Below are 25736 nucleotides of genomic sequence, written 5' to 3' on the forward strand. Positions count from 1 at the left end.
CCGCGCCGGGCGCTACTTCCGGCCGGTCCCCCCTCGGGCGCCGGCCGGTGCGGGCCGCGGGCCGGGCCCCGGCCGGGGGGGGCGGGGCCGACGGGGCCGCGGTAGGTGCGGCGGGCGGCGTCGAGCGCGGTGGCGGGGTCGGTGCCGGGCCGGAGGTGGGTCAGCAGGAGGCGGCCCGTCCCGGCGCGGGCGGCGTGTCGGCCGGCCTGGAGGGCGCTGGACAGGTAGCGGCTGTCCTCGACGGGGACGTGTTCGGGATAGGTCGCCTCGACGAGGAAGAGGTCGGTGTCCCGGGCGAGGTCGATCAGGTCGGGGCTGGGGCCGGTGTCGCCGGTGCGGGCGAGGCTCCGGCCGCCGGCGGTCAGCCGCGGGCCGGCGTTGGGACGACGTGCGGCACTGCCCAGGCGGCGCCCCGGAACGGGCCGATCCCGAAGCCGGACCCGGCGGTGAACTCGTGCAGGCAGTAGGCGTGTTGCAGCATGCCGGGCCGGTCCGGCGCCAGGACGGGATCGACCGCCCCGGGCAGCGCGTGCACCGGCACGGCCGGCGGCGGGTCCTCGCTCAGGGCCCGGGCGCGCAGCAGCGGGTTGAGGTCCGCGCAGTGGTCCGGGTGGCCGTGGCTGATCAGCACGGCGTCGACCTGTTCGGCGCCGATCCGCTCCAGCAGCCGCGGCAGGGTCGCGTACCCGGGGTCCAGGAGCAGCCGGAACCCGGCGTGCTCCACCAGGTATCCGCTGCACGCCCGACCGGCCGCGGGCCAGGCGCCGCACCCGCCGAGCACGGTGATCCCCATGCGCCCGCAGCCTACCCGGGGCGATCACGACCGCCCGCGAATTCCCGTGCCCGGGTGCCCCTGACTCCCCGTCATACCGTGGTACGACACGGGCGTTTGGCTCCCCGGTACGACGCCCCGACGCTCCCCCTCCCTCTACGGTGCTTCGTGTCCACAGAATTCGAGGAGGAACGGCGATGCGCGGTAGGGCACGAACGATGGCGGCGGTGCTGCTGGCGGCGACGGCGGTCCTGGCGCCGGTGTGCGCGCCGGGTGCGGCGCTGGCCGCCGCCGACGGCTCGCACCAGGCCCGGGCGCACCTCCCGGCGCCCACCGGGCCGTTCGCGGTGGGGACGGTCGAGGTGCCGCTGACCGACACCGCCCGCGAGGACCCGTGGGTGCCCGGGCAGCCGCGCCGGCTGATGATCAGCGTCTGGTACCCGGCGGTGCCGGTCGGCGAGCGGGCCCCGTACATGGCGCCGGCGGCGGGGGCGCACTTCGGCGGCCCGGACGGCATGGGCCTGTTCAACTACGGTGTCACGCCGGGCAGTACGGACTGGGCGGGCACCGGCAATCCGGCCCGGAAGGGCGCTCCGGTGCTGCCGGGCGGGCCGCGGCCGGTGGTGCTGTACTCGGCGGGGCTCGGCGACCCGCGCACCTGGGGGACGGCGCTGGTCGAGGACCTGGTGTCGCGCGGCTACGTGGTGGTGACGGTCGATCACCCGTACGAGGCGTCCGAGGTGGCGTTCCCGGACGGCACCCTGGCGGCCTCGGTGTTCCCCGGCCTGGCCGCACAACCGGGCCTGGACATCGGCGCGTTGCTGCGCAAGTCGATGGACGTCCGGGTCGCCGACACCCGTTTCGTGCTGGACCGCCTGGCGTCCCTCGGCGACACCCCGGGCCTGCCCGCCGGCCTCGCCCGCTCGCTCGACCTGCGCCGGATCGGCATGGCCGGCCACTCGGCGGGCGGCTTCACCGCGCTCCAGACCATGCACGACGACCCGCGGATCGCGGCGGGCGTCAACCTCGACGGCCAGCTGCACTTCCCCGGCCCGGACGGCCGGACCGGCGTGTACCTCCCCACCGTCGCCGAGGACGGCCTGAGCCGTCCGTTCCTGCTGATGGGCACCCGGTCCGACGACTCCGGCGACTACCACCACCAGCCGGGCTGGGACGCGCTCTGGCGGCACAGCACCGGCTGGCACGCCGACGTCACCCTGGAGGGCTCCCGCCACGGCTCCTACACCGACGCCGAGGCGCTGCTCCCCCAACTCGCCGACCGGGGCGCGCTGGACGCCGAACGGCTGCGCGCCGACATCGGCGACGTCCCGCCCGCCCGCGCCGAGGCCGCCACCCGCGCGTACGTCGCCGCGTTCTTCGACCGCTGGCTCCGCGGCACCGACACCCGCCTGCTGGACGGGCCGTCCCCGTCCTTCCCCGAGATGACCTGGACCCCCTGAGGGCCGGCCGGGCACCGCCCCTCAGCGGATCCGGGACCGCGGCTGCCGCCGCCTCAGGCGGCCCGGCCGAACCGGCTGCCCGCGGCGGTGACGGACTGCGGGAAGGCGAACACCCCGTCGGGGTCGTACCTCCGGGCGACCTGCTGGAGCCGGGCCAGGTTGTCGCCGTAGTAGGCGCGGCCCCAGTCGGGCAGCGTGTCGTCGATGTAGTTGACGTACGCGCCGGTCGCGCCGAGCTCGGCCAGGCCGTCGCGGACGGCGTCCACCGTCGCCTTGGCCCGGGCCTCGGTCGCGGGGGTGGCGCCCGCGTACACCTGGGCGCTGGCGAGCGAGTCGCGGTGCGGGAACGCCGTCGCGTCCGGGGCGAGTTCGCCGACCGCGCCGCCCAGCGAGTCCAGCAGCAGGTCGACGCCGGACGCGCCGGTCATCAGCTCGGTGACCCGGCCGGGGTCGACCGGGCCGGGGCCGAACATCCGCGACACCGCGACGAAGCCGGTCCGGGTCAGCCGGCCGCCCTCCCAGGTGGGGTGGCACTGGGCGACGGTGTCGTGGGAGCAGCCCGCCATGAACATCATCGCGGACAGGTAGTCCTTGGGCAGCACGGTCCGGCTGGTCGGCGTCGTCCCGGCCGCCTGCACCAGCCGGTCGATCAGCTGGTTCGCGCCGTCCGGGTCGCCGACCCAGCAGCCGACGATCCGACAGCTCGGGGGCGTCCCGCCGGCGATCTGGCAGCTGGCCCACAGCTCGTCGGGCGCGTCCGCCACCCACGGCTGCCAGGCCCCGAGCACCTGCGGCACCGACCCGGCCGGGAAGCCCAGCACGAAGACCGTCAGCGCGGGCGCCGGGGCGGTGTCGAAGGCGAACCGGGTGACCAGCCCGAAGTTGCCGCCGCCACCGCCGCGCAGCGCCCAGTACAGGTCCTCGTCCTGCCCGGGCGCGGCGGTGTGCAGGCACGAGTCGGCGGTGACCACCTCGGCCGCGCCCAGCCGGTCGCAGGTCAGCCCGTACTTGCGGGCCAGCACCCCGATGCCGCCGCCCAGCGTCAGCCCGCCGACGCCCACCGTCGGGCAGCTCCCGGCGGGCAGCAGCCGCCCGGCGGCGGCCACTCCGGCGTACACCTCGATCAGCCGCGCCCCGGCTCCGACCTCCGCCGTCCCGTCCGGCCGCACGGTGATGTCGGCCATCCCCCGCAGGTCGATCACCAGGCCCTGGTCCGGGATGCTGTACCCGAGGTAGCTGTGGCCGCCGCTGCGCGCCGCGATCGGGATCCCGTGCCCTCGCGCCACGTCCAGGCAGGCCTGCACGTCGCCGACCGAGACGCACTTCGCGACGGCGGCGGGCAGTTGACCGTCGTTCAGCTCGTTGAACCCCAGCCGCGCCGTCCCGTACCCCGAGTCGTCCGGCAGGACGAGCCGGTCGCCGAGCCGGTTCCGCAGCGCCTGCCAGTCCGGCGGCGCCGCGCTCCAGCCCCGCGGCCGGGCCGGGAACGCCTCCAGCGTCCCCGCCGACGCCGCCCGCGCCGGCCCGGCCCCCGCGACCAGCCCGGCGACCGAGGCCGCGGCGGCGGTGAGAAAACGACGACGGTCCATCCTCATGGCGCACCTTTCCGCCCGCACCCCGCGCGCGGGCCACTCTCCCGCCGATCGTCACGCCGCCCCAACCCCACGGCCCCCCGGGCTGCGCCCATCGGCCCAGCCTCCGCACCTTCCCGACGCTCCGTCAGTTCCCCTCCCGCCCAGGCGCGTCCCCCACCGTGGACGGCCGCTGCCGGCTCGTCGAACGCCCCGGGCGCCTCGCAGCATGAGCGGGCGCAGCTGCCACACTGGGGCCGGAACGCAGAACCGCACGGAGGACCCGGACGCCCATGCCGAACCCGCTCGACGCTCCGGACGCAGTGTCAGCCGCAGCCGAACGACTCGAGAACCTGCTCGACGACGGCAACCCGTTCGTGTCGTCCATCGAGCTGTCCCCGGTGGTCCCGGTGGCGCGGATCGCCCCGGGTGATGACCGGATGAGGGGCCTCGCCCAGGCGGTGTACGACGCGGGGGCCAGTGGGCACCGGGTGGGAACGCCGGTCGTCCCGTTCGAGTCACCGCGAGGCTGGCGGGACGTTCTGCGCCGCGAGGTGACCGACGGGTTCCTGCAGCCCGCCACCAGGTGGCCGGACACCCACCCGCGCAATCCCGTCGAGATCCGGCACGCGGCCGAACTCGCCGACGGCATCGCCGACCTCGTCGAAGCCCATCTGGGGCCCGTCCGGAGCTCCGCCGACGTCGACGCCCCGCGCACCGGCATGGGCGCCGTCCGGTCGCGCCACCTCCTGTTGGTCACCGACGACTGGGCCGCCGTCCTCTCCCTCGGGCTCGACGACTGACCGGCCCCGCCCCCGCCTCCGTCGTCGGCCGCAGGTGGTTGAATGCGCAGCGGGTCGACAGGAACGTCACCGCGCGCGGCGTGCCAGGTGGACCGGGCAGCCGCCGTCCGCAACGAAACCGGGAGCTGGTTCTCGTTGAAGAAGCCCTACTGGCAGCCGTACTGGTGGCGGCTGCTGTTCCGTGCCGACGGTTCCTCGGAGTGGGCGGTGATGGGCCCCGGGCCGCTCCACCGGGTCCCGAACGACGCGCTGAGGAGCTCGTCCCTCGCGGCGTGGGCCCGCGCCCTGCTGGAGGAAGCGCCCGGCGAGCTGGACGACCTGTGCGGCGAGCTCCTTCTCGAGTGCTACGAAGAGCCCGATCCCGCCGGAGGCACGCCGCCCGTCCTTTCGGCCCGGACACGGCTGCCGGGGCCCGGCGGATCGGGCGGCGGACGGTGATGGTCGTGTCCGGCGCCGCGGACTCGCCGCACGCCCCCTCCGGGCGGGTGCGCGCCGGACGGTGAAGCGCCGGTCAGGTGAGCCGGGCCGTGGCGATCTCGCCCGCGGCGTGGCCGGCTTGGGCGACGGGGTGGCCGTGGGGGTTCCAGATGCCGGAGCCGCCGGAGGTGTCGGGGTAGGAGCCGCTGGGGCCGGCCGCGGTGGCGAGGACGACCCAGACGGTGTGGGTGGTGGCGCGGTCGTGCATGTGGCCGTCACGGCGGGCGGCGGCCTCGGGGCCGGGGCCGTAGAGGGTGCTGGCCACGTAGGCGTCGATGCCGAGCGCCGCGGTGTCGGCGGCGTGCTGGGGCACGGCGGCGTCGTAGCAGACGGCCAGGCCGAGCCGCCATCCGTCGACGGTGAGGACGGCCGGCTTCTCGCCGGGGCCGAACCGGTCGAACTCGGGCCCGTGCAGCCACATCTTCCGGTACACCGTGGTCGCGCCCGCACCGGTCACGGCCAGCGTGGCGATGTGCTCGCGGCCGTCCTCGTCGCGGACCGGCGCGCCGACCAGCGCCACCGAGCCGGCGGCCCGGCAGGCGTCCACCAGCGGCGCGAGGCGCGGATCGTCCGGGGTCAGCGACGGCGCCCCGAGGTCGTACCCGGTGAGGGAGAGCTCGGGAAAGACCACCAGCCTCGCCCGTGCCCGGGCGACGGCCCGGGCGTGCTCGCCGACGTTCCCGACCGGATCGGCGCCGGCCCACCCGGGCTGGACGGCGGCCACCGTCAGCGGATTCCTGTTCGCCCCACTCGTCACCATGGCGTGGATTATTCACGGTCCTTCCGCGCCCCTCGCGCCCGGCCCGGCCCCAGTCCGCCTCCCACCTGCGGCGGCTCCGGGGGGACCAGGCAGAATCGGCGTCATGCGTACCCTTCTCGTCATCGGCATCGGCGCGGGCGATCCCGACCACCTCACTCTGGAGGCGGTCAAGGCGATCGGCCGCACCGATGCGTTCCTGCTGCTGGACAAGCCCGAGGAGCGGCAGGACCTGATCCGGCTGCGGCGGCACATGATCGCCGAGCACGGGCGGCCCGGGCACCGGGTGGTGGAGCTGATCGACCCGGCCCGGGACCGGTCCACGGCCGCGTACCGGGAGGCCGTCGAGAAGTGGCGCGAGCGGCGCGCCGACCTGGTCGAGCAGGCGGTGGTCTCCGAACTGGCGGAGGGTCAGACCGGTGCGCTGCTGGTCTGGGGCGACCCTGCGCTGTACGACAGTGTGATCGCCGTGCTGGACCGGATCCTGGCGCGCGGGCGCACCGAGTTCGAGTACCACGTCGTTCCGGGCATCAGCAGCATCTCGGTGCTGGCGGCCCGTCACCGGACCACCCTGACCCGGACCGCCCGGCCGGTGCGGATCACCACCGGTCGGCGGCTCGCGGCCGAGGGCTTCGGTCCGGGCTCGGAGGACGCGGTGGTGATGCTCGACGGGCAGGCCGCCTTCACCAAGATCGACCCGGCGGGCGTGCACATCCACTACGGCGCCTACCTGGGCACCGAGGACGAGATCCTGGCCTCCGGCCCGCTCGCCGAACAGGCCGACCGCATCGCCGAGTTGCGCGAGCAGGCGCGCGAGCGCAAGGGCTGGATCATGGACAGCTACCTGCTCCGCCGCACCGAGGACTGATCCGTCGGGACGGGGCTGCGGGCCGACGGCCCCGGTCCCGTCCGACCCCGGACCGGTCAGAGGGCGTACCGGACGCCGGTCAGGCGCTCCGACAGCTCCCACAGGCGGCGGCCGGTCCCGGCGTCGTCCGCCGCCGGCGCCACCCGCACCACGGTGGGTGCGCCGCGCAGCTCCCCCGGGCCGCGCGGTCCGATGAACTGCCCGCTCCGGGCCTCGGGGGCGGTGGCGGCGAACAGTTGGGGCAGCGCGCCCTGCTCCGGGGGCTGGGCGAGCGGGGCGAGGACGCGGCCGAAGAACAGCTTCACCAGGCCGGTCGGCGCACTGGTCTGGAGGTTGGTCGCGGTGTAGCCGGGGTGCGCGAGCAGGCTCCGCACCGGGCTGCCCGCGGCGGTCAGCCGCCGGTGCAGTTCCCGGCCGAAGACGGCGTTCGCGAACTTCGACTGGTTGTAGTACCGCATCGGCGCGTAGCCGCGCTCCCCGGAGAGGTCGTCGAAGTACAGCCGCCCCTGCCGGTGGTTCGTCGAACTCACGGTCACCACCCGGGGGTCCGTGCCCTGTGCCAGCAGATCGAGCAGCAGCCCGGTGAGCGCGAAGTGGCCGAGGTGGTTGGCGGCGAACTGGAGCTCGTGCCCCTGCGCGCCGAGCGTGCGCGGCGGGGCCATCACCCCGGCGTTGTTGACCAGCACGTCCGGCCGGACGCCGTCGGCGCGCAGCGCGTCCGCGAACCGCCGGACGGACTCCAGGTCGGCCAGGTCGAGTTGCCGCACCTGCGCCCGGTCTCCGGGCATCAGCTCCGCCGCCCGGCGCCCCTTGGCCTCGTTGCGTACCGCCAGGACCACCCGACCGCCCTTCGCGGCGAGGGCGCGGGCGGTCGCCAGGCCGAGGCCGCTGTTCGCGCCGGTGACCACGAACACGCGGCCGCTCTGGTCCGGAATCCGTTCGGCGTTCCAGAACTGATGCTTCGTCATGCGGCACACGCTGCCCCTTGTGTCACCAGGTGTCAAGTCCGCCGCCTGATGTCATGTTCGACGCCGGGTGTAGCATCGGGCCGTGACCACCCGCCCCGAACCGAGCCTGGCCGAGCGCAAACGCCGCCTCGTGTCCGACGAGTTGACCGAGACGGCGCTGAACCTGTTCGCCCGGCACGGCTTCGACGCGGTCACGGTCGACGAGATCGCCGCCTCGGCCGGCATGTCCAAGCGGACGTTCTTCCGCTACTTCGCCTCCAAGGAGGACGTGGTCGTCCAGTTCCTGGCCGACCTGGGCGCGGGCATGCGCGCCGAACTCGCCGCCCGGCCGCCCGAGGAGAGCCCCTCGACGGCCCTCCGGCACGCCGTCCGCTCCTCCGTGGACGCCTGCGCCGGCCACACCGACCGGGCCCTCCGGGTGGTCCGGCTCATCCTGGGGACCCCGGCGCTGCACGCCCGGTTCCTGGAACGCCAGGCCCAGTGGCGCGACGACCTGGCCGCCGAACTGGCCTCCCGGCTGGCCCTGCCCTCCCCCGCCGGGCTGTACCCCCGCCTCGCCGCCGGCCTCTCCCTGACCGTCTTCGAGACCGTCCTCCAGCTCTGGAGCGCGAGCGACGGCACCGAGGACCCCGCCGACCTCACCGCCCGCGCCTTCACCGCCGTCGCCCCGGCCCTGGACACCGCCGACCGCTGAACTCCGGCGGCACCGCAGGACCGGCGGCACCGCCCCCGCCCACCGAGCCCCGGCGGCCGCCGAACCCGCGACCGCACGCGGAACCCCCGGCGGCACGCACAACGAGGGCGGCCGGCGCCGACGGCACCGACCACCCTCGCTCGCGGGCCGGCGGCGGTCGCCGGCCCGCACTGGGAACTACGCCCGGGTCAGGGGCACTTGGGGATCCAGTTGTTGTGGAACGCCGCGGCGCCGTCCACGTAGGGCGCGAAGACCCAGCCGCCGACCTGCTGGTACGGGGAGCCCGCGTAGATCTCCTGGAAGGCGTGGTACCAGACGTCGCCGAAGTTGCCGACGTTGCCGCCGACGGTCCAGCAGTTCACCGCCACCGAGTCGCCCGGGTGCAGGTCGGGCACGCCGACCTTGGCGGAGCCCGCGTTGGGTGCCGAGTAGACGCCGGCGCTGTAGGTGGTGCCGAGCGCGATCACGGTGCTGGCCGAGGCCGGGGCGGTTCCGGCCCCGGTGCCGACGGCGGCGGTGGCCGCCGCGACGAGTGCGGCGATGGACGTGGCGGCGCGCCTGAGCACGTGGCCCATGACAGTTCCCCTTGGGTGGTCCGGTGATGGAGGTGCTCATAACAGCAGAGCCGGGAAAGCAGCGACCATCTGCTTTCAGGACAACGTCGACTCCCTCGCACCGTCTCCATTACCCGGCGACGGCGGGTAGCACGTTCTCCCGGTACGCCTTCGCCGGGTCCTGCGGATCCGAGGAGACGTTCCCCCGCGGCGTGAAGTCGCACACGATCCAGGTGTCGAACCAGGAGAACCCCTCCCCGCCGGGCGCTGCGTCCCGCGCACCCCCCACCCGCGCACAGCCGACCTTCGTCGTCGACTTCCACACCAGCTGCGTGAAGTTCCCCGTCTCCCGCGAGAACCCCGGTGCGGTGAAGTCGTACCGCACACTGCCCTCGTACCAGGCCTCCACGGCATCCCTACAACTGCCCGGGCGGTAAGCGCCCTCCCCCGTGGTCGAGCTCCAACTCGACGTCTCCCCGTACCCGCGCGCCGGCCCGTCGTGGTGGAACCCGTCCGGCCGGGACACCTGCTGCGCCCGGGACTCGGCGTACTCCACCACCGCCGCGTCGACGCTCAGCGGCGGCACTTGGTGCCTGACGCGATACGCATTGATCGCCCCCAGGCACTCGCTCTGGAAATCGCCGTCGGCCCGGTCCCCCACCGGCCCGCCGGCCGCCCCGGCCACCGCAGCCGATCCGGCCGCCCCGGCCGCCCCGGGAGACGCCGTGACCGCCACCGCCGCCGCGACCGCGACCGCCAGAACCACCCTGCCAACCCGAGAGGCGCCCATCGCCCCGCTCCTTTCCACGCCGGTCCCGCCACCCGTCTCAACGCCCGCCACCCCGCCCGGGGCACGCACCGCCTGCCCGGCCTCCCGCGGGGCGGCCCGGGGTCGTGGCGCGCAGTCCCGCACCCGGCCGCTCCGGGCGGACACGCCCCGTCCCCGGCCGCCGACCGGCCCGAACACCACTCGACCGGAGGCCGGTCCGGCGGCGATGCCCAACTCGCAAGAGTGATGCCACGTCACTTTTCTTTTCCCACAACGCCGTTGCCGTTGAGCCGCGGTGCGGCGTGCCTGCGCGTTGCGGGGCGCGCAACACCCCTGCGATCCGGCATGCTGCTTCCCACCCCGGCGCAGCGGCGGCCGGGGTTGGGCGCGACCGGACCGTGACGGGCCGGCGGGTACGGGTGGAGGTTTGGGTGCGGCGTTCAAGGCGGCCCGGCGTGGTGGTGCGCGTCCGGCGGAGGTGCGGGGCGTGACGGCGGGGCCGGTCCGGGACGGCGGCCTGCTGCCACTGGACGGCGAACTGAACCGGGAGTGCCGGGAGTTCGCCGAGACGCTGCGGGCGCTGTTCCTGGAGCTCGGGATCTCGGTGCGCCGCTACGCGTCCCGCTGCTACCTCAACCCGGGCACCCTGTCCCGCTACCTGGCGGGGACGAGGATCGCGCCGTGGGCGTTCGTCGAGGAGCTGCTGCACCACCTGGCCGAGGACCTCGGGACCCGGCTGGACGAGCCGGCACTGGAGCGGCTGCGCCGCCAGCACCTGGCGGCGCTGCGGACGGCGGCGTCGATCGGCCGGGCGGTGCAGCAGTTGGAGGGGCAGTTGCAGGCGGCGGACCGGGAGGCCCGCCGGGCGGGGGCGCGGGAGGAGCAGCTCGACCTGGCGCTGGACGGCACCCGGCAGTCGATCGCGGACCTGGACGCCCGCCTGCTGCGCCTGGAGACACGGCCGTTCACGCCCGCGCCGCCGGATCTCCCGGACCTGTTGGCGGAGCGCGACGCGCTGGCCCGGGAGGTGGATCGGCTGGCCGACGAGCTGGCCCGGACCCGGGACCGGGCGGCCTGCGCGGAGAAGCGCTGCGACCTGCTGGAGCGTCAGCTCGCGCTGGTGGAGCACCAGCAGGGCACGGACGCGGCCCCGCTGCCGCCCGCGCCGGCGCCGCAGTCGGGGCCTGCGCCGAAGGTGCTGCTGGTCGACGACCGGCCGGACAACCTGGTGGCGCTGGAGGCGGTGCTCGGTCCGCACGGCCACCGGCTGGTGCGTGCCTCGTCCGGCTCGGAGGCGTTGCGGGCGCTGCTGGATCCGGACGACTTCGCGGTGATCCTGCTGGACGTGCAGATGCCGGGGATGGACGGGTACGAGACGGCGGCGCACATCAAGCGCCGGGCCCGGACCCGGGACATTCCGATCATCTTCGTCACCGCGATCGGCACGGACCCGGAGCACTCGATGCGGGGCTACGCGGCGGGCGCGGTCGACTTCATCCCGAAGCCGGTCGACCCGTGGGCGCTGCGCGCCAAGGTCGCCGTCCACGTGGAGCTGCACCGGGAGCGCCGCCGGCTGGCCCACCGCGCGCCGCTGCGGCCCGCGCCGGCCCCGCCGGCGGCGGTGGTCTGACCGGCGGTCAGCGCGGCTCGTCGGGTATCCAGTTGCCGTGCAGGCCGAGCGGCACCCGGACGGGCAGGTGGATGCGGGCGACGGGCTCGCCGGTGAAGTCCTGCGCGGCGAGGAGGACCAGGTCGGCCGCGCCGCGCTCCGGGTCGTGGGCGTAGGCCATGAGGTAGCCGTCGTCCTCGGCGGCGGGGTTCTCGGCGGGGACGAACACTCCTTCGCCGACGGCCCCGAACCGGCCGAACTCGTGGGCTTCGACGGTGCCGCGCGCCAGGTCGTGCTTGAGCAGGGCGCTGCTGAAGCCCTCGTCGGGGCGCGGGTCGTCGGGGCCGGTGGGTGCGGCGTAGAGTTCGGCCGCGGCGGCGTAGCCGTAGCGGTGGGGCCGGCCGGTCCGACGGGGGTCGACGCGCGGGAACTCCTGGGTGCGGTCGTCGAGCCGCTCCTCGCGGACGGTGCCCGCCGTCAGGTCGATCCGCCAACGGTCCAGGGTGGGGCGGCTGTTGCCGAAGTCGCGGATGGTGAAGCCCTCGGGGTGGCGGACCACGTCGACGACCAGTTCGGTGCCGTTCTCGTAGGCGTTGAGGGTGTGGCCGACCAGGCAGGGGGCGACGTCGAACCAGCGCACCGGCCCGCCGCCGCGCGGCATCACGCCGACCCGGGCCTGGTGGCCGTCGTCCCAGCGGAAGGGGACGCCGGTGGGCAGGTGGGCGGGGCTGAACACCACGGGGGCGTCGTACAGCACGACGTGGTGCTCGGTCAGGGCGAAGTCGTGCATGTACGGGTTGCCGGGGGTGTGGATCAGGGTGGTGCGGCGGACGGCGCCGTGGCGGTCCATGACGATGTGCTGGACGTGTTCGGAGCCGTACCGGAAGGCCAGCGAGTGCAGTTCGCCGGTGTGCGGGTCGTGGACGGAGTGGGCGTTGGCGCTGTAGCCCTCGGGGGTGGCGCCGAGGTCGGCGGGGCCCAGGGTGTCGAGTTCGTAGTCGAGTTCGTAGGGGCGCAGGCCGCCCTCGATCAGCGCGAAGGTGCGGCCGGCCAGGCCGGCGACCTGGACGTTGGGGGCGAAGTCGAGCCGCGGGTCGGCGGGGGCGCCGCGGCGCGGTTCGCCGAGCCGGTCGGCGACGGCGGCGGAGCGCACCCAGCGGTTGCGGTACCACTCGGCGCGGCCGTCGCGGATCCGGACGCCGTGCACCATGCCGGGGCCGAGGGTCCAGATGTGCGCGGCGGGGTCCTCGACGCCCAGCGGGTTGGGGCCGTTGCGCAGGTAGCGGCCGTTCAGGTGGGCGGGTATCCGGCCGGTGACGGGCAGGTCGTGGGCGGTGACCTCCTCGGTGACCGGGGCGAAGCTGCCCGTCAGGTAGCGGTTGACCGTCATCGCTGCTGGTCCTTCCGGTGCGGTTCGGCGAGGAACGCCCGGCCGACGGCGGCGAGCAGGGCGTCGAAGCGTCGGGCGGCGGTGTCCGGCGGGAAGTGGCCGGCGAGTTCCAGGCTCACCGCGCCGTGGGCGGCCGCCCAGAGGAGTTCGGAGATCTCGTGCGGGTCGCCGGGGGCGAACACGCCGGCGTCGATGCAGGCGCGGACGGCTTCGACGGAGGCGTCGAAGGCGCGCTCGGCGGCGGCCAGTGCCTCCGGCCCGGGCCGGTAGCCGGGCACCGCCTGCTCGAACATCACCCGGTAGTAGGCGGGTTCGGCGAGGGCGTGCGCCCGGTAGGCGGCGCCGAGGTCGTTCAGCGCGGTCAACGGGTCGGCTGCGCAGGGGACTTGCTGCTGGGCGCGGCGCAGCCGGGCGAAGCCCTCCCGGTAGAGGGCGTCGGCCAGGCCCTCCTTTCCGCCGAACATGGTGTACAGGACCTTGGTGGAGGCGCCGATGCCGGTGGCGATCCGGCGCATCGTCAGGGCCGCCGGGCCCTCGGTGACCAGCAGGTCGATGGCGTGGTCGAGGATCGCGGTGCGCACGGCGTGCTGGCCGGCGCGTTGCGCGTCCTGGTAGGGCGTGCTCATGGGTAACACCGTAGCCCATTGGTAACAGCGTTACCGCGACTTTCCGACAATCCTGTCGTTCCGTCAGCGGCGGGTGCCCGCACCGCAGTTCGATGCCGAAGACGACTGGTAGGAAACTTTCCTTTCTACTAGCCTTCGGGGAGGCGGTCCGGCGCGGCGCCCGCACCGGATGGGGCGTGCCGCGCTCAGTGAGAGCTCTGTCCCGGGCCGCCGCGGCGGTGTGCGGTCGTCGCTCCGGTGTGGCCCGTCCTCGGTGTACGCCGGTGTCCAGCTCTCGCCGTCCTAGGTCAGGGAGTTCACGAATGCGTCAGGGAGTCGTGGTGCGGCGCGCGCGGATCGGCGTGTACGCCGCCGTGCTCGCACTGCTCGGGGGTCTGCTGCTCGGCTGGTCCGAACGGGCCGGAGCGGCGGCCGACCCGCTGCTGTCGAAGGGGAAGCCGGCGACCGCCTCGTCCACCGAGGGGTCGTCGTACGAGGCGGGGAAGGCGTTCGACGGGAACACCGCCACCCGCTGGGCGAGCGCCGAGGGGAAGGACCCGCAGTGGCTCCGGGTGGACCTCGGCGCCACCGCCAACATCTCGCGCGTCAAGCTGAGTTGGGAGGCCGCGTACGCCAAGGCCTACCGGCTGGAGGTGTCGGCGGACGGCACCGCATGGACCACCGTCGCCGAGGAGAAGGCCGGCAACGGCGGCACCGACGACTGGACGGGCCTGTCCGGCCAGGGCCGCTACCTTAGGATGTACGGCACCGCGCGCGGCACCTCCTACGGCTACTCGCTGTACGAGCTGGAGGTGTACGGCGTCCCGGCCGGCGGCAGCAGCAGCCCGCCGCCGTCCACCGGCGCGTTCACCGTCGTCGCCGCGGGCGACATCGCCGCCCAGTGCACCGCCTCCGACAGCGCCTGCGCGCACCCGAAGACCGCGCGGCTGGCCCAGCAGATCGACCCGAAGTTCTACCTGACGATGGGTGACAACCAGTACGACGACGCCCGGCTGGCGGACTTCAAGAACTACTACGACAAGACCTGGGGCGCCTTCAAGGCGAAGACCCGCCCCGTCCCCGGCAACCACGAGACCTACGACCCGGCCGGGTCCGAGGCCGGCTACAAGTCGTACTTCGGCAGCATCGCCTACCCGCAGGGCAAGAGCTGGTACAGCTTCGACGAGGGCAACTGGCACTTCGTCGCGCTCGACTCCAACGCCTTCGACCAGAGCGCCCAGATCGACTGGCTGAAGGCCGACCTGGCGGCCAACTCCAAGCAGTGCATCGCCGCCTACTGGCACCACCCGCTGTACTCCTCCGGCGGCCACGGCAACGACCCGGTCTCCCGGCCGGTGTGGAAGATCCTCTACGGCGCCAGGGCCGACCTGGTGCTGAACGGCCACGACCACCACTACGAGCGCTTCGCCCCGCAGGACCCGGACGGCAAGGCCACCGCGGACGGCATGGTGGAGATCGTCGGCGGCATGGGCGGCGCCGAGCCCTACCCGATCGAGCAGGTGCAGCCCAACAGCCAGAAGCGGATCAGCGGCGACTACGGCGTCCTGAAGCTCGACTTCACCGACAGCGGCTACAGCTGGACCTACCTCGGCACGGACGGTCAGGTCAAGGACACCGGCCCGAAGTACAGCTGCCACTGATGATGTACCTGGCCACCACCGGCCGCCCGGACGGTCCTCGCACTCGGCGCGGTCAGCCTGGTCACCGACGTCTCCTCCGAGATGGTCGGCGCGGTGCTGCCGCTCTACCTGGTCCTCGGCCTCGGCCTGTCACCCCTCCAATTCGGCTTCCTGGACGGCCTGTTCAACGGCGCCACCGCCCTCGTCCGGCTGCTCGGCGGCCGGCTCGCGGACCGCGGCGGCGGCCGGCACCGCACCGTCGCCGGGGCCGGCTACCTGCTCTCCGCGCTCTCCCGGCTCGGCCTGCTGCTGGCCGGCGGCTCGGCCGGCGGGATCGCCGCCGCGCTCGCCGCCGACCGGCTCGGCAAGGGCGTGCGCACCGCACCCCGGGACGCGATGATCTCGCTCAGCGCCGGCCCCCGGGACCTCGGCCGGGCCTTCGGCGTGCACCGCGCCATGGACACCACCGGCGCGCTGCTCGGCCCGCTGGTCGCCTTCGCCGTGCTGTGGGCCACCGCCGACGCGTACGACGCGGTGTTCGTGGTCAGCTTCGCCGCCGGCCTGCTCGGCGTGCTGCTGCTGGTGCTGTTCGTCCCCGGCGCCGCGGCCGCCCCCGCCCCGGTCCGGGCCCCCCGTCCGCCCACCGCCCGGCGGACGCTGCGCGACCCGGTGTTCCGACGGATCGTCACCGCCGCGGCACTGCTCGGCGCGGCAACCGTCGGCGACTCCTTCCTGTACCTGCTGCTGCAACGGCAGCTCGACCTGTCGCCGATGCTGTTCCCGCTGCTGCCGCTCGGCGCGGCCGCCTGCTACCTGCTGCTCGCCGTCCCCGCCGGCCGGCTCGCCGACCGGGTCGGCCGCCGCCTGCCGTTCCTGGCCGGGCACGGCGCGCTGCTCGCCGCCTACCTGCTGCTCCCCGTCCCGCTCGGCCCGGCGACCGCCGTCCTGGTGCTGGTGCTGATCGGCGTGTTCTACGCCGCCACCGACGGCGTGCTGATGGCCCTCGCCGGGCCGGTGCTCCCCGCCGGCGGCCGGGCCGGCGGACTCGCCGTCCTGCAGACCGGCCAGGCCCTGGCCCGCCTGCTCGGCGCGGCCGGCTTCGGCGCGGCCTGGACCTGGTGGGGCGCCCGCCCCGCCCTGCTCGCCGCCGCCCTCGCGCTGGCCGCCGCCCTCGCCGCCGCCCGGCGCATCCTGCCCGAAGGGAAGCCCTCATGACGACCGAGACCACCCCGGACACCGAACTGCCCGACCGGACCGGCCCGTCGGACCTGACGGACCGTCCGGTGACGGCGGCACGCCTGGTGGTGCTGGTCGTGGTCGTCCTGACGCTGCTCGGCGGCGCGCTCGGCTACGTCCTGCACGCCCGCCAGCACGGCGCCCGGCACCGGGCCGTCGCGGCGGACGCCGGCTTCACCCTCGACCCGCCGGGCCTGTACTACCGGGACGCCGCCTCCGGCCGGATCGCCCGCGCCGCGGGCTCCGACGGCGCCCCGGCCACGGTCGGCGGGCCGTCCTGCGAGCGCTTCTACGCCTCGGGCGACCGGGCGCTGTGCCTGCGCGCCCTGCCCGGCACGCCCGGCACCCCCGCCCGCACCCAAGCCGTCGTCTACGACCGGCAGTTCCACCAGCTCCAGGCCCTGACCCTGCCCGGCGTCCCGAACCGGGCCCGGGTCTCGCCGTCCGGGCAGGTGCTGTCCTGGACGGCGTTCGCGGTCGGCGACTCGTACGCCGTCAGCGGCTTCTCCACCCGCACCTCCGTCCTCGACCTGCGCACCGGCTACCTGATCAAGTCGATCGAGGACATCCCGCTGACCCTGGACGGCGCCCGGTACCACGCCGCCGACGTCAACTACTGGGGCGTCACCTTCGCCGCCGACGACAACCGCTTCTACGCCACCGTCTCCACCGGCGGGCGCACCCACCTGGTCGAGGGCGACCTCAGGTCCTGGTCCGCCCGCGCCCTGAAGGAGAACGTCGAATGCCCGTCGCTCTCCCCCGACGGCACCCGGATCGCCTTCAAGAAACGCGTCTCCGCCGACCCCGCCGACCCGTGGCGGCTCTACGTCCTCGACCTCGCCGACCTGTCCGAGCACCCGGTCGCCGAGAACCGCAACCTCGACGACCAGGCCGCCTGGCTGGACGGGCGGACCCTCGGCTACGCCCTGCCCGCGAAGGACGGCCGCACCACCGACCTGTGGTCCGTCCCCGCCGACGGCACCGGCGCACCGCGCCTGCTGGCCGCCGGCGCGTCCTCCCCCACGGCGCTGACCGCCCGTTGACGACCCGTCGGCACGCCCGGCGGCCGGCGGCGCCGACGGCCGGTGCGGAGGCTGTCCGCCGCAGCCCCTACCATGACCGCCATGGTGAACGCGGGCCCGGGCGGCCAACTCGTCGACGGCCGTTTCGAGTTGCTGGGCCGGCTCGGCGGCGGCGGCATGGGCCTGGTGTGGCGGGCCCGGGACACGATGCTGGAGCGCGAGGTCGCGCTGAAGGAGGTCCGGCCACCGGACCCGGCGGTGCTCGCCGCCGACCCGGCCGCGGCGTACGAGCTCCGCGAGCGGGTGCTGCGCGAGGCCCGGGCCCTGGCGCGGCTCCAGCACCCGCACGTGGTGACCATCCACCACATCGTGGACACCCCCGAACTCCCGCACCCGTGGCTGGTCATGGAACTGGTGGCCGGCGGCTCGCTGCAGGACCGCCTCGCCCGCGGCAGCCTCGCGCCGCACGAGGCGGCCCGGGTCGGCCGCGGCGTGCTGTCCGCGCTGCGGGCCGCGCACGCCGCCGGCATCCACCACCGGGACGTCAAGCCCGCCAACGTCCTGCTGCGCGCCGACGGCACGCCCGTCCTCACCGACTTCGGCATCGCCGCGCTCCGCGGCTCCACCAGCCTGACCGCGACCGGCGCGCTGATCGGCTCGCCCGAGTTCATCGCCCCGGAGCGCATCCGCGGCCACGAGGGCGACCCCTCCTCCGACCTGTGGTCGCTCGCCATGACGCTGTACGTGGCCGTCGAGGGCCACCACCCGCTGCGCCGCGCCACCACCCTCGCCACGCTCGCCGCCGTCCTGGACGAGCCGCTGCCGCCACCGCTGCGCTGCGGCCCGCTCGGCGCCACCCTGACGGCGGTGCTCGCCCGCGACCCCGCCGCCCGGCCCGACCCGGACCAACTGGACCGCCTGCTGGCCGCGGCCGAGCAGGGCATCGACGGCACCCTCGGCGGCAGCACGTTCGCGCCGACGCAGCTCGACGCCGTCCCCGCCGCGCTCCACTCCGCCACCGCGCCGAACAGCACCGCGCCGGACACCGCCACTCCGTATTCGCCCACCCTGGCGACCTCCGCCCCCGTACGGCCGGCCTCCCGTCGGCGCGCCGTGCCGGTGCTCACGGCGGTGGCGGCCGTCGCGGTGCTCGGCGTGCTGGCCTGGTCGTTCGGCGGCCGGCCGGGGGCGGCCGGCCGGCACGTCCAGGCCGGGTCGACCCCGCGGGCGTCGAGCAGCGCCGGCGCGCCCGTCGCCCCCGCTCCCGCCCCCGCTCCCGCCGACCGCGACCTGCTCACCCCGGACGGGGCCCGCGCCGTGGTCGACACGATCCGTTCGGCGACCGGCAACGCCACCATCACCCAACTGGTGATCTACCCGGAGTACGCCACCGCCAGGGCCGTCACCAAGGACCACCCCAAGCGCTACGACACCCTCACCTACCGGGCCGGCAAGATCACCAGCACGCCCGGCGGCACCCTCGGAGCCAACGAGAAGCCGGTCGATCTCACCCGGATCGACTGGACCCTCCTCCCGGCCGGCCTCGCCAGGGCCGGGAGCGAACTCGGCGTCACCGCCCCGACGTCCCGTCACCTGGTCGTCGACTACGGCTGGTTCGCCGACGAGATCACCCTCCGCTACTACCTCACCGACGACTACCAGGGTGGCGGCTACGTCAGCACCGGTGCCACCGGCAAGGTCCTGAAGATCGCCAAGTCCGGCTGAGGACGCGCCGGTCCGGGCCGGTCTCAGGCCTGGTGGCCGCGCCCGTCCCGGGGGGCGAAGGCGGTGAGGGCTTCGGCGTCGGTCGCCCGGGCGTGCAGGTAGTAGTCGGCCCAGGCGGCGATCTCGGGGTAGGACGATTCGCGGCCGAGGCGGGCGGCGGCGGCCGCCGGGTCGAAGGGGGTGGTGCGGAGGTCGACGCCCGGGCCGAGCAGCGCCCAGTGCGCACCGGCGCGGCCGTACGGCATGCCGACGCTGCCGGGGTTGACCACGAGCCGGCCGTGGGCGAGGCGGACGAACGGCATGTGGGTGTGGCCGCAGACCACGGTGCGGACCTCGGGGGCGACCCCGTCGAAGACCTCCGCCCAGCGGTCGAGCCGGGAGTCGACCAGTACCACCTCCTCGTCGTCGCGCGGTGTGGCGTGGCAGAACAGCACCTCCCCCAGGCCGCCGACGTTCAGCGTGAGCGTGGGCGGCAGCGAGGCGAGCAGGTCGAGGTGGTCCTCGCGGAGCTGCTCGGCCGCCCACGGGCCGATCGGGTCGGGTATCGTCCCGCGCCCGCGCCTGCGGTACTCCAGGAGTTCGCGGTCCGCATTGCCGCCGACCCACCGGACCCGGTCGCCGAGCGCGGTCAACAGGTCGAGCACCTCGGCCGGTTGGGGCCCGGCGGCGATGTCCCCGGTGAGCACGACGAGCTCGGCGGCGCGGACCTCGGGTTCGGCGAGCACGGCCTCCAGGGCCGGCAGGACTCCGTGGATGTCGGACAGGACGGCTACGCGGTTCGGCATGGTCACCACTGTGCCCCGCGGAACGGCCCGGTGAGCTGTCTCTTCGCCCACGGCGAAGTCCGGCGCCCCGTCCGCCGCCCCGCTCACCGGACCTCCAGGTTCGCCATCATGCCCATGTCCTCGTGCTCGGCGTTGTGGCAGTGGAACAGGTAGCGGCCCCGGTAGCCGTCGAACCGGGTGATGACCTCCGCCGCCTCGCCCGGACGCAGCGCGACCGTGTCCTTCAGCCCGGCGTCGTGCGGCAGCGGTGCGCGGCCGCCCCGGCCGAGGATCCGGAAGCCCACCAGGTGCAGGTGGACGGGGTGGTGGACGTCCGCGATCAGCCGCCACACCTCCAGGTCGCCCAGCCGGACACTGACGTCCTCCCGCGCCGGGTCGAACGGCCGGCCGCCGATCAGCCAGCCGTGCCCCTCGCCCGTCCGCCCGGCCCGGAAGGCGAACTCCCGCACCCGGACGGCGTCTTCGCGCCGCCACTGCGGCAGGTCGGTGGACAGCACGGCCGGCACCCGGCTGTCGTCCTGCTCCTGCCGGACCACCCGGAACGCCATCACCTCCCGGGTGCGCCCGCTGCCCAGCCGGTTCAGCAGCCGGACCGTTCCGCCGACCTTCACCGCGCCGAAGTCCACCAGCAGGTCGTAGCGTTCGGCCGGCGCCAGCGGCAGCCGACGGTGCGTCACCGGTGCGGCCAGCAGGCCCTGGTCGGCGCCGATCTGCACCAGGTCCAGCGTCCGCCCGTCCTGGTCGACGGCCTCGATCTCGTAGTGCCGGGCGTTGGACGCGTTCAGCACCCGCAGCCGGTGCCGCACCGCGGCCACCTCGTGCACCGGCCACGGCGCGCCGTTGACCAGGACCACGTCCCCCCACACGCCTGCCGCGTACGGTTCCCGCACTCCGGGGCGCCCGCGCAGCGACGGGTCCAGCGACGGGTAGGCGAGGCTGCCGTCGGCGGCGAACGCCCGGTCGGTGATCACCAGCGGCACTTCCCGTTCCCCGTCCGGGAGTTCGAGGGACCGCTCGCTGTCCTCGCGGACGATGTGCAGCCCGGCGAGGCCGCGCCAGATCGCCGGGGCGGTGTAGTCCATCCGGTGGTCGTGGTACCAGAGCATGGCGGCGCGCTGGTCGTTCGGGAAGGTGTACTCGCGCACCACGCGGCTCTGCACGGCCCGCGGATCCGCCATCCCGGCCATTCCGGCCATCCCGCCGCCGTGCCGGTGCTCGGACCAACTGCTCGGCAGCACCAGGTCGGTGGGGTAGCCGTCGGATTCGGCCGGCGTGCGACCGCCGTGCAGGTGGACCACCGTCGGAACGGGCAGCTCGTTGCGGTGGGTGACGACGGTGGGACGGCCGCGCCGGGCCTCCACGGTCGGCCCGGGGAAGCTGCCGCCGTACGTCCACAGCGGGGTGCGCACCCCGGGCAGGATCTCGGCGACGGTCTCCCGCTGGACGATCTCGTACCGGTCGACGCCTCCGGCGGTGGACACCGGCGCGAGCACCGCCGGGCGCGGCAGCGGCACCCGGAACGCGGGCGGCAGCGGGACCGCGCTGCGCAGCAGCCCGCCCGTCCCGGCGGGCCGGTGGGCGAGCGCCGCCGAGGACGCCGGCCCGCCCGCCGTCAGCAGTCCGAACGCGCCGCCGAGTGCGAGCACCTGCCGCCTGGAGACCGGGAGCCGGCGCTCACTCACCGCGCACCCCCGGCCCGCGGCCGGGCAGCGGAACGCGCAGCAGGCCGACGGTGAGGACGGTGAGGCCCGCGATGGTGGCCACCCCGAGCGGCAGGTGCAGCCACAGCGCGCCGTCGAGCCCGGCGAAGTACTGCACCGTCTCGGCGACCACCACCAGCGCGGTGCCCGCCACCGGCCAGCCGAGCCGGGAGCGGAACCACAGCACGACCGCGGCGATCAGCTGGAGGTAGCCGAGGCTGGTGACGGCGTTCGCCCCGGCCAGGTGCCAGCCGAGGCCGTCGTACGCCCCGCTCAGGTACACGCCGGCGAACACGGGCTGCCCGTACCCGGCCGCCGTGTGCAGGGCGGCCAGTGCGCGCACCACCTGGCCGGCGCGGCCGGTGCGGGCGGGACGGTCCGGGGCGGCGTGCTCGGGGGCGATGCGGTCCGGGGCGGCGCGTCCGGGGACGGCGCGTTCGGGGACGGCCGATGCGGCCATGGCGGGAATCTCCCTCAATCCTGGTGCCGGGGGCGGAACATGCTCTCCTCCCGACGTTATGACCGGCCGGCGATCCCGTCTAAGATCAATATTGCTATGGGGTTATGCCCGATCCGTCATGGAGGGGCGGCGACAGCACCGGGGGCAGCCATGGACCTGCACGCACTGACCCAGTTCCTGGTGGTGGCACGGTTCGAGCACCTCAGCCGGGCCGCCGAGGAACTCCGGGTCGCCCAGCCGTCGTTGAGCCGCACCATCGCCCGCCTGGAGGACGAACTCGGCACCCCGCTGTTCGACCGCCGCGGCCGGCTGCGCCTGAACGAGGCGGGCCGGCTGTTCCGCGGCTACGCGGAGCGCGCCCTCGGCGAGTTGGAGGCCGGCCGCCGGGCCGTCGCGGAAGCGGCGGGCGACGGCTTCGGGACGGTCCGGCTGGCCTCGGAGACCTTCCTCACCTTCACCGCGCCACTGGCCGCGTACAAGCGCGCCCACCCGGCCGCCGAGGTCGAACTCCGCCAACTGGCGGCCGACCTGATGGCCCGTCGGCTCCGGGCCCACGAGGTCGACCTGTGCGTCGCCTCGCAGCCCGTCCACGGCGAGGGCCTGCACAGCGAACCGCTCCTCGACGAGCCGGTCTGGCTGGCCGTTCCCGACGGCCACCCGCTGGCCGGCCGGCGCTCCGTCGCCCTCGCCGAACTCGCCCCGCTGCCGTTCATCACCGCCCGCCCCGGCCACTGGAACCGCCGCCTCCTCGACCACCTCTTCAGCACCCTCGGCCACCCGCCCCGGATCGTCTGCGAGAGCGACGAACTCGCCGCCGTCGCCGACCTGATCGCCGCCGGCCTCGGCGTCGGCCTGATCCCCGCCGTCGGCCGCCGGGCGGCCGGCCGCCTCCCCCTCGCCCTGCTCACCGTCGACGCCCCGACCTGCCGCCGCACCCTCACCCTCCACTGGTCCGCCACCGCCCGCCTCTCCCCCGCCGCCCGCCTGATGCGCACCACCCTCCTCGGCTGGCCCTGGACCGCCGCCGCCTCCTGACCGCCCGTCACCTCCATGACCTGCACCGTCCCCCTCGCGGTGCCCCCGCCCCCGGCCCCCGGCGAGGTAGCGTGGCGCGGTGAGCAGCGCGGAGACGGTCGACGACGGCATGGTGCGGGTGCGCGGGGCGCGGGTGCACAACCTGCGGGGGGTGGCGGTGGCGGTGCCGCGCGGGGCGGTGGTCGCGTTCACCGGCGTCTCGGGGTCGGGGAAGTCCTCGCTGGCGTTCGGCACGCTGTTCGCGGAGGCGCAGCACCGGTACCTGGAGTCCGTCTCGCCGTACGCGCGGCGGCTGTTGCGGCAGGTGGAGGCGCCGCGGGTGGAGGCGGTGACCGGCATGCCGCCGGCCGTCGCGCTGGAGCAGCGCCGTTCCGTGCCGTCCTCGCGTTCGTCCGTCGGCACCGTCTCCACCATGTCGAACCTGCTGCGGATGCTGCTCTCGCGGTGCGGCAGCTACCCGCCGGGCGCGCCCCGCCTGGATTCGGACGCGTTCTCGCCGAACACCCCGGCCGGCGCCTGCCCCGAGTGCCACGGGCAGGGCGTGCTGCACCGGGCGACGGAGGCGTCCCTGGTGCCGGATCCGTCGCTGAGCATCCGGGAGGGTGCGGTCGCGTCCTGGCCGGGCGCGTGGCAGGGCAAGAACCTGCGGGACATCCTCGGCGCGCTGGGCCACGACCTGGACCGTCCGTGGCGGGAGCTGCCGGCGGCGGACCGGGAGTGGATCCTGTTCACGGACGAGCAGCCGGTGGTGACGGTCCATCCGGAGCGGGAGCCGGGCCGGATCCAGCGCCCGTACCGGGGCAAGTACAGCAGTGCCCGCCGCCTGGTGCTGAAGGCGTTCTCCGAGTCCCGCAGCGAGGCGGCCCGGGCGAAGGCGGCCGGGTTCCTGGAGCAGGCGCCGTGCCCGCTGTGCGGCGGCCGGCGGCTGCGGCCGGAGGCGCTGGCGGTGACGTTCGCGGGCCTGCCGATCACGGAGCTCGCCGCTCTCCCGGCCGACCGCCTGGCCGAGGTGCTGCGGCCGTTCACCGGCGGGGAGGGTCCGGCCGGCCTGATCACCGCCGACCTGACGGACCGGCTGGCCGCGCTGCGCCGGCTCGGCCTCGGCTACCTGTCGCTGGACCGGGCCGCCCCCACCCTGTCCACCGGCGAGTTGCAGCGCCTGCGCCTGGCGACCCAGTTGCGGTCCGGCCTGTTCGGCGTGGTGTACGTGCTGGACGAGCCGTCGGCGGGCCTGCACCCGGCGGACACCGAGGCACTGCGCGAGGTCCTCGCCGAGCTGCGCGCGGCGGGCAATTCGGTGTTCGTGGTGGAGCACGACATGACGGTGGTGCGCGGCGCGGACTGGCTGGTGGACGTCGGCCCGGGCGCGGGCGCGGGCGGCGGCCGGGTGCTGTACAGCGGTCCGGTGGACGGTCTGCGTTCCGTCGCCGACTCCGCCACCCGACGGTTCCTGTTCGATCCGCCGCCCCCGCCCGCGTCCCGGGGCCGCACCCCGTCGGGCGTGCTGCGCCTGCGCGGCGTCACCCGGCACAACCTGCGGGGCGTGGACGTGGACGTGCCGCTGGGCGTGCTCACGGCGGTGACGGGCGTCTCGGGCGCGGGCAAGTCGACGCTGCTGGGCGCGGCGGCCGAGGCGGCGGCGGCCGACCCGTCGGTGGGCCGGGTGGTGACGGTCGATCAGACGCCGCTGGGCCGCACCCCGCGCTCCAACCTGGCGACGTACACGGGCCTGCTGGACACCGTCCGCAAGCTGTTCGCCGCCACGGACGAGGCCCGCCGGCGCGGCTACGGCGCGGGGCGGTTCTCGTTCAACGTGGCGTCGGGGCGCTGCCCGACCTGTGAGGGCGCGGGCGCGATCGAGGTCGAGCTGCTGTTCCTCCCGACCGCGTGGAACCCGTGTCCGGACTGCCACGGCAGCCGCTACAACCCGCAGACCCTGGAGATCGCCTACCGCGGCGCGACCGTCGCCGACGTGCTGGCCATGACGGTGGACGAGGCCGCGCCGTTCTTCGCCGACGTCCCGGCCGCGGCCCGGATCCTGACGGTGCTGCAGCAGGTCGGCCTCGGCTACCTGCGCCTGGGGCAGCCGGCGCCCGAGCTCTCCGGCGGCGAGGCGCAGCGGGTCAAGCTGGCCGCCGAACTGCACCACGCCCGCCGGCACCGCACCCTGTACCTGCTGGACGAGCCCACCACGGGCCTGCACCCGGCCGACAGCGAGGTGCTCACCGCCCAGTTGCACCGGCTGGTCGACGCCGGCGCGACCGTCCTGCTCGCGGAACACCACCTGCCTCTCGTCGCCGGCGCCGACCACCTCGTCGACCTCGGCCCGGGCGGCGGCACCGCGGGCGGCCGCGTCCTCGCCACCGGCACCCCGGCGGCCGTCGCCGCCGCCCCGAACAGCCCCACCGCGCCCTACCTCGCGGCACTCCTGGGCACCGATTGATCCAACCCGGCCCCCGCCGCGCGGCGGACGCTCTACGCTCCCCTCGGGGAACTCCGACCTGTGGGGGCACACGTGACGGACCGTCATGACATCGAACTGGCCGACGCGATCGAGGCGGTCCGCCTCGGACTGCTCGACGCCTCCGAACGCGGCCGCGGCCAGGCCGTCCAGTTCGAGGTCGGGCCGGTCACCCTCGACTTCACCGTCGAGCTGAAGCGCGACGCCCGCGCCAAGGGCGGCGTCAAGGCCTGGGTCCTCTCCGCCGACGCCGAGGCGGGCGCGACCCGCACCCGCACCCACAAGGTCTCGGTGACCCTCACCCCCAAGGACGCGGCCACCGGCGGCAGCCTCGACGTCTCCCACTCCGACCTGGGCAGCCGGGACGGGTTCTGA

General features: G+C 75.3%; 24 protein-coding genes. 13 read left to right on the forward strand and 11 right to left on the reverse strand.

The genetic code is table 11. The annotated features are described in order from the left end of the window. Window positions 1-361: 361 nt before the first annotated feature. On the reverse strand, window positions 362-793 hold the full coding sequence (locus ACFV1L_RS08530; protein WP_380364125.1) for an MBL fold metallo-hydrolase: 432 nt from the start codon (window positions 791-793) through the stop codon (window positions 362-364). A gap of 176 nt (window positions 794-969) precedes the next feature. On the opposite strand from ACFV1L_RS08530, the gene ACFV1L_RS08535 reads away from it, so the two are divergent. Continuing rightward, window positions 970-2232: an alpha/beta hydrolase family protein gene (locus ACFV1L_RS08535; protein WP_380364127.1), complete on the forward strand. Its 1263-nt coding sequence runs from the start codon at window positions 970-972 to the stop codon at window positions 2230-2232. Window positions 2233-2285: 53 nt separating this feature from the next. On the opposite strand, the gene ACFV1L_RS08540 is transcribed toward ACFV1L_RS08535, so the two are convergent. After that, window positions 2286-3821, reverse strand: a complete 1536-nt coding sequence (locus ACFV1L_RS08540; protein WP_380364129.1) for an FAD-binding oxidoreductase — start codon at window positions 3819-3821, stop codon at window positions 2286-2288. A 305-nt stretch (window positions 3822-4126) separates the two neighbouring features. Between ACFV1L_RS08540 and ACFV1L_RS08545 the strand changes: the two genes are divergently transcribed. Both ACFV1L_RS08545 and ACFV1L_RS08550 read left to right on the forward strand, forming a co-directional pair. Then, window positions 4127-4606, forward strand: coding sequence for a hypothetical protein (locus ACFV1L_RS08545; RefSeq protein WP_380364130.1), 480 nt, complete (start codon window positions 4127-4129; stop codon window positions 4604-4606). A gap of 87 nt (window positions 4607-4693) precedes the next feature. Then, entirely contained in the window at window positions 4694-5044 is a 351-nt protein-coding gene (locus ACFV1L_RS08550) for a hypothetical protein (protein ID WP_380364132.1), read from the forward strand. A 73-nt stretch (window positions 5045-5117) separates the two neighbouring features. Here ACFV1L_RS08550 and ACFV1L_RS08555 read toward each other — a convergent pair whose 3' ends face one another. Continuing rightward, window positions 5118-5843 (reverse strand): carbon-nitrogen hydrolase family protein, encoded by a 726-nt coding sequence (locus ACFV1L_RS08555; protein WP_380364133.1) that lies wholly within the window; start codon window positions 5841-5843, stop codon window positions 5118-5120. A 103-nt stretch (window positions 5844-5946) separates the two neighbouring features. Between ACFV1L_RS08555 and cobF the strand changes: the two genes are divergently transcribed. After that, window positions 5947-6708: a precorrin-6A synthase (deacetylating) gene (gene cobF, locus ACFV1L_RS08560; protein WP_380364135.1), complete on the forward strand. Its 762-nt coding sequence runs from the start codon at window positions 5947-5949 to the stop codon at window positions 6706-6708. Between the two features lie 56 nt (window positions 6709-6764). Here the strand turns inward: cobF and ACFV1L_RS08565 are convergent, their stop codons facing one another. Further along, entirely contained in the window at window positions 6765-7676 is a 912-nt protein-coding gene (locus ACFV1L_RS08565; protein WP_380364137.1) for an oxidoreductase, read from the reverse strand. 82 nt (window positions 7677-7758) lie between these two features. Between ACFV1L_RS08565 and ACFV1L_RS08570 the strand changes: the two genes are divergently transcribed. Next, window positions 7759-8370: a TetR family transcriptional regulator gene (locus ACFV1L_RS08570; RefSeq protein WP_380364139.1), complete on the forward strand. Its 612-nt coding sequence runs from the start codon at window positions 7759-7761 to the stop codon at window positions 8368-8370. Window positions 8371-8558: 188 nt separating this feature from the next. Here the strand turns inward: ACFV1L_RS08570 and ACFV1L_RS08575 are convergent, their stop codons facing one another. Further along, window positions 8559-8945, reverse strand: a complete 387-nt coding sequence (locus ACFV1L_RS08575) for a hypothetical protein (RefSeq protein WP_380364141.1) — start codon at window positions 8943-8945, stop codon at window positions 8559-8561. Window positions 8946-9054: 109 nt separating this feature from the next. Further along, window positions 9055-9714: a CAP family protein gene (locus ACFV1L_RS08580; protein WP_380364142.1), complete on the reverse strand. Its 660-nt coding sequence runs from the start codon at window positions 9712-9714 to the stop codon at window positions 9055-9057. A gap of 466 nt (window positions 9715-10180) precedes the next feature. Here ACFV1L_RS08580 and ACFV1L_RS08585 point away from each other — a divergent pair, with 466 nt between their 5' ends. Continuing rightward, window positions 10181-11323: a response regulator gene (locus tag ACFV1L_RS08585; RefSeq protein ID WP_380364144.1), complete on the forward strand. Its 1143-nt coding sequence runs from the start codon at window positions 10181-10183 to the stop codon at window positions 11321-11323. Between the two features lie 7 nt (window positions 11324-11330). Here ACFV1L_RS08585 and ACFV1L_RS08590 read toward each other — a convergent pair whose 3' ends face one another. Further along, window positions 11331-12692 (reverse strand): carotenoid oxygenase family protein, encoded by a 1362-nt coding sequence (locus ACFV1L_RS08590; RefSeq protein WP_380364146.1) that lies wholly within the window; start codon window positions 12690-12692, stop codon window positions 11331-11333. Next, window positions 12689-13318 (reverse strand): TetR/AcrR family transcriptional regulator, encoded by a 630-nt coding sequence (locus ACFV1L_RS08595; RefSeq protein WP_380364148.1) that lies wholly within the window; start codon window positions 13316-13318, stop codon window positions 12689-12691. The genes ACFV1L_RS08590 and ACFV1L_RS08595 overlap by 4 nt, the downstream gene beginning before the upstream one ends. Window positions 13319-13620: 302 nt before the next feature. Here ACFV1L_RS08595 and ACFV1L_RS08600 point away from each other — a divergent pair, with 302 nt between their 5' ends. From ACFV1L_RS08600 to ACFV1L_RS08615, 4 genes are all read left to right on the forward strand, one after another. Beyond that, entirely contained in the window at window positions 13621-14958 is a 1338-nt protein-coding gene (locus tag ACFV1L_RS08600; RefSeq protein ID WP_380364150.1) for a discoidin domain-containing protein, read from the forward strand. A gap of 57 nt (window positions 14959-15015) precedes the next feature. Continuing rightward, window positions 15016-16152, forward strand: coding sequence for an MFS transporter (locus ACFV1L_RS08605; protein ID WP_380364287.1), 1137 nt, complete (start codon window positions 15016-15018; stop codon window positions 16150-16152). Continuing rightward, the gene (locus ACFV1L_RS08610; protein WP_380364152.1) at window positions 16149-17216 is read left to right on the forward strand and encodes a TolB family protein; all 1068 of its coding nucleotides are present in this window, start codon (window positions 16149-16151) and stop codon (window positions 17214-17216) included. The genes ACFV1L_RS08605 and ACFV1L_RS08610 overlap by 4 nt, the downstream gene beginning before the upstream one ends. 81 nt (window positions 17217-17297) lie before the next feature. Continuing rightward, window positions 17298-18920, forward strand: coding sequence for a serine/threonine-protein kinase (locus ACFV1L_RS08615; protein ID WP_380364154.1), 1623 nt, complete (start codon window positions 17298-17300; stop codon window positions 18918-18920). 23 nt (window positions 18921-18943) lie between these two features. On the opposite strand, the gene ACFV1L_RS08620 is transcribed toward ACFV1L_RS08615, so the two are convergent. The 3 genes from ACFV1L_RS08620 to ACFV1L_RS08630 form a co-directional block, all read right to left on the reverse strand. Further along, on the reverse strand, window positions 18944-19705 hold the full coding sequence (locus ACFV1L_RS08620) for a metallophosphoesterase family protein (RefSeq protein WP_380364156.1): 762 nt from the start codon (window positions 19703-19705) through the stop codon (window positions 18944-18946). Window positions 19706-19788: 83 nt separating this feature from the next. Continuing rightward, window positions 19789-21387, reverse strand: a complete 1599-nt coding sequence (locus tag ACFV1L_RS08625; protein ID WP_380364158.1) for a multicopper oxidase family protein — start codon at window positions 21385-21387, stop codon at window positions 19789-19791. Next, a complete protein-coding gene (locus tag ACFV1L_RS08630) occupies window positions 21380-21865 on the reverse strand; it encodes a hypothetical protein (RefSeq protein ID WP_380364162.1) in 486 nt (161 codons plus the stop codon). Before ACFV1L_RS08630 ends, ACFV1L_RS08625 begins: the two co-directional genes overlap by 8 nt. 150 nt (window positions 21866-22015) lie before the next feature. On the opposite strand from ACFV1L_RS08630, the gene ACFV1L_RS08635 reads away from it, so the two are divergent. The 3 genes from ACFV1L_RS08635 to ACFV1L_RS08645 all read left to right on the forward strand — a co-directional run bounded on the left by ACFV1L_RS08635 (window position 22016) and on the right by ACFV1L_RS08645 (window position 25736). Then, entirely contained in the window at window positions 22016-22900 is an 885-nt protein-coding gene (locus ACFV1L_RS08635; protein WP_380364166.1) for a LysR family transcriptional regulator, read from the forward strand. A 109-nt stretch (window positions 22901-23009) separates the two neighbouring features. After that, window positions 23010-25343, forward strand: coding sequence for an ATP-binding cassette domain-containing protein (locus tag ACFV1L_RS08640; RefSeq protein ID WP_380364289.1), 2334 nt, complete (start codon window positions 23010-23012; stop codon window positions 25341-25343). 72 nt (window positions 25344-25415) lie between these two features. Then, on the forward strand, window positions 25416-25736 hold the full coding sequence (locus ACFV1L_RS08645; protein ID WP_380364168.1) for a trypco2 family protein: 321 nt from the start codon (window positions 25416-25418) through the stop codon (window positions 25734-25736).

Source organism: Kitasatospora sp. NPDC059646 (genome assembly GCF_042734615.1).
GTDB lineage: Bacteria > Actinomycetota > Actinomycetes > Streptomycetales > Streptomycetaceae > Kitasatospora.

What these genes read in the sequence shown, in the direction of transcription:
- ACFV1L_RS08595 (WP_380364148.1), bottom strand. Translation starts at nt 13,318, where the DNA reads ATGAGCACGCCCTACCAGGACGCGCAACGCGCCGGCCAGCACGCCGTG.
- ACFV1L_RS08615 (WP_380364154.1), top strand. Translation starts at nt 17,298, where the DNA reads ATGGTGAACGCGGGCCCGGGCGGCCAACTCGTCGACGGCCGTTTCGAG.
- ACFV1L_RS08620 (WP_380364156.1), bottom strand. Translation starts at nt 19,705, where the DNA reads ATGCCGAACCGCGTAGCCGTCCTGTCCGACATCCACGGAGTCCTGCCG.
- ACFV1L_RS08540 (WP_380364129.1), bottom strand. Translation starts at nt 3,821, where the DNA reads ATGGACCGTCGTCGTTTTCTCACCGCCGCCGCGGCCTCGGTCGCCGGG.
- ACFV1L_RS08635 (WP_380364166.1), top strand. Translation starts at nt 22,016, where the DNA reads ATGGACCTGCACGCACTGACCCAGTTCCTGGTGGTGGCACGGTTCGAG.
- ACFV1L_RS08630 (WP_380364162.1), bottom strand. Translation starts at nt 21,865, where the DNA reads ATGGCCGCATCGGCCGTCCCCGAACGCGCCGTCCCCGGACGCGCCGCC.
- ACFV1L_RS08590 (WP_380364146.1), bottom strand. Translation starts at nt 12,692, where the DNA reads ATGACGGTCAACCGCTACCTGACGGGCAGCTTCGCCCCGGTCACCGAG.
- ACFV1L_RS08610 (WP_380364152.1), top strand. Translation starts at nt 16,149, where the DNA reads ATGACGACCGAGACCACCCCGGACACCGAACTGCCCGACCGGACCGGC.
- ACFV1L_RS08600 (WP_380364150.1), top strand. Translation starts at nt 13,621, where the DNA reads ATGCGTCAGGGAGTCGTGGTGCGGCGCGCGCGGATCGGCGTGTACGCC.
- ACFV1L_RS08535 (WP_380364127.1), top strand. Translation starts at nt 970, where the DNA reads ATGCGCGGTAGGGCACGAACGATGGCGGCGGTGCTGCTGGCGGCGACG.
- cobF (WP_380364135.1), top strand. Translation starts at nt 5,947, where the DNA reads ATGCGTACCCTTCTCGTCATCGGCATCGGCGCGGGCGATCCCGACCAC.
- ACFV1L_RS08575 (WP_380364141.1), bottom strand. Translation starts at nt 8,945, where the DNA reads ATGGGCCACGTGCTCAGGCGCGCCGCCACGTCCATCGCCGCACTCGTC.
- ACFV1L_RS08640 (WP_380364289.1), top strand. Translation starts at nt 23,010, where the DNA reads ATGGTGCGGGTGCGCGGGGCGCGGGTGCACAACCTGCGGGGGGTGGCG.
- ACFV1L_RS08580 (WP_380364142.1), bottom strand. Translation starts at nt 9,714, where the DNA reads ATGGGCGCCTCTCGGGTTGGCAGGGTGGTTCTGGCGGTCGCGGTCGCG.
- ACFV1L_RS08530 (WP_380364125.1), bottom strand. Translation starts at nt 793, where the DNA reads ATGGGGATCACCGTGCTCGGCGGGTGCGGCGCCTGGCCCGCGGCCGGT.
- ACFV1L_RS08555 (WP_380364133.1), bottom strand. Translation starts at nt 5,843, where the DNA reads ATGGTGACGAGTGGGGCGAACAGGAATCCGCTGACGGTGGCCGCCGTC.
- ACFV1L_RS08565 (WP_380364137.1), bottom strand. Translation starts at nt 7,676, where the DNA reads ATGACGAAGCATCAGTTCTGGAACGCCGAACGGATTCCGGACCAGAGC.